The 2,443-nt window shown below is 72.9% G+C and carries 1 protein-coding gene; it reads right to left on the reverse strand.

Going from position 1 to position 2,443, the window contains the following annotated elements; all coding sequences use genetic code 11:
• Positions 1-2,365, reverse strand: a 2,365-nt coding sequence (locus tag NON22_RS23070) for a protein kinase domain-containing protein (protein ID WP_257389333.1), incomplete at its 3' end; no start/stop codon positions are given.
• Between the last annotated feature and the right edge of the window lie 78 nt (positions 2,366-2,443).

The raw sequence follows: 2,443 nt of genomic DNA on the forward strand, positions 1-2,443 counted from the left end.
CGTTGCGGGCGAGCTGCGGACGGCGCGCGAGCACGGCCTCGGCGGCGGCTGCGGCGGCGCTCGCGCCCACCGCGTCGCCCTGCTCGAGCAGCGCGACGATCAGGCTCGTGCGCATGCGCATCAGCGTGAAGCCGTAGTCGCTCATCTGCGCGTCGCCGATGCGCACGGCGTCGCGCAGATGGCTCAGCGCGGCGGCGGAGTCGCCGCGCTGCTGCTGTATCGCCGCGAGCGTGAAATGCACCTTCGCCGCGAGTTCGCTCTCGCCGCGCGCGTAGTCGAGCGCGCGCGCCAGCGCATCGCGCGCGACGTCCAGCGCTTCGTCGTAGCGGCCGAGCTCGGCCAGGATCTCGGCGCGCCGATGGGCGGTCGCGATACACGGATGGCTGTCGACGCCGTAGAGCTCGCGGCACAGGTCCACGGCTTCCCGGATCAACGGTTCCAGCACGTCGGTAGCGCGGCTCTCGCTGGCGATCTGCAGCGCGAACTGCACGCTGGCGAGCACGTCGGGATGCGCGCCGCGATACCAGGCGCGCTGCTCGGCCAGCAGCGCCTTTTCCACGGCCAGGGCCTCGGCGCTGCGGTCCGATCGCAGCAGCGCATAGCTCTGCTGATGCCGGGCGCGCCAGCGTTGCTCGCGCGAGGCGCCCGAATCGGGCGCGAGAATCTCCTGCAGCCGCTGCAGCGCCGCCGCGTACCGTTCGCGATCGAGCTCGAGCTCGACCTCGAGCAGCCGCCAGTGCGTGCGGGCCTGATCGCTCGACGCGGCTTCGGCGCGGCCGGCGGCCAGCGCCGCCGCGCGATCGATCTCGCCGAGTGCGAGCAGGGCGTCGGCGCGTGTTGCGTCGAATTCCTCGCGCGGCGCGTCAGGCACCTGGCGCGCTTCACCGGCGACGCGATCGAGCAGGGCCAGCGCCGCCGCCGGCTGGCCGAGCTGGTACTGGATGCGCGCCACCGTCGCGGCGAGCTGCACGCGCGTCGCCGGCTGCTCGTCGAAAGCCGGCGTCAGCGCGAGATTGCCGACTTGCTGGAACAGGTTCTGCGCGCTGATCTGCTTCTCGGCCACGCCGGCCGGCGCGGCGATCTCCAGTGCGCGCACGATGGTGCGCGTGACGCTTTCGGCGCGGTCGCGTTCGGCCAGTGTCGAGTAGTACTGGCGCAGCCAGCTCGCCACGCCGATGCCGACGACGATGGCGAACAGCAGCCCGGTCGCGAGCGCGATGCGGTGGCGCCGCACGAAGCGTCCGGCGCGGTACAGCAGCGACGGCTCGCGCGCGCCGACCGCGTAGCCGCCGAGGTAGCGGTGCAGATCCGCGGCGAACGCGTCGACGTCGGGATAGCGCGCCTGCGGATCGCGCCGCAGCGCCTTGAGCACGATGGCGTCGAGATCGCGCGGCAGCGCGCGCTGCCAGGCCGGAGCGGCAGCGTCGTCGCGAACGCGCCGGCTCGGCGGCAGCGGATCGTCCTCGGCGATGCGCCGTTCGATCTGGCTCAGGCTCGATCCGGCGAAGTCGTACAGCGGCCGGCCGCAGAGCAGCTCGTAGAGCAGGCTGCCGAGGCCGTAGACGTCGCAGGTCACGCCGACGGCGCCGCCGCGCAGCTGCTCCGGCGCGGCGTTGCGCAGCGAAAAATAGCGATGCGCCTCCCGCGTCTGCTCGACGTCGACCGCGCCGAGGCGCGGGCGCAGCGGCTTGGCGATGCCGAAATCGAGCAGCTTCGGCAGTCCGTCGGCCGTGACGAGCACGTTGCCGGGCTTGATGTCGCGATGCACGACGAGATTGCGATGCGCGTGGGCGACGGCGTCGCAGAGCAGCAGGAACAGGCGCAGGCGTTCCTCCAGCCCGAGTCCGCGCGCCGCGACGTCGTCGAGCAGCGGCCGGCCCTGCACGTACTCCATGACAAAGTAGGGCGTGCCGTCGTCGAGTTCGCCGAGGTCGTGCAGGGTCGCGATCTGCGGATGCTGCAGCAGCGCGAGCACCTGGCGTTCTAGGCGGAAGCGCGCGAGCGCCGCGTCGTCGAGTACCTGGCGGCGCGCGATCTTGATCGCGACCTGCTGCTCGATCTCGCCGGCGACGCGGCGCGCGCGCCAGACGCTGCCCATGCCGCCCTCGCCGAGCAGTTCTTCCACCACGTAGGCGCCGATGCGTTCGCCGACCCGGCGCAGCGGATCGCTGCGCAGCGGCGTCAGCGCCGTCGCCGCCGTCAGGTGCGCCGCGTCCACGTCCCAGTGCAGCAGTGCGTGGAGCCGCCGGCGCGTGTCGTCGTCGAGATCGTCGCAGGCCTCGATCTCGGCGCGGCGCCGGGACGGCGGCAGCGCGACGAGAGCGTCGAACAGCAGGCGCAGGCGCTGAAAAGTGGATTCGTCCATGGTGCGGCAGGGTGGAAACGAGGGCAGTGTGCCAGCGCGCCCTGCGGGCGGGCCAGCGGACCGGCGGCCGGGCGACGG

The sequence above is a fragment of the Tahibacter caeni genome, from assembly GCF_024609805.1.
Taxonomy (GTDB): Bacteria; Pseudomonadota; Gammaproteobacteria; order Xanthomonadales; family Rhodanobacteraceae; genus Tahibacter; species Tahibacter caeni.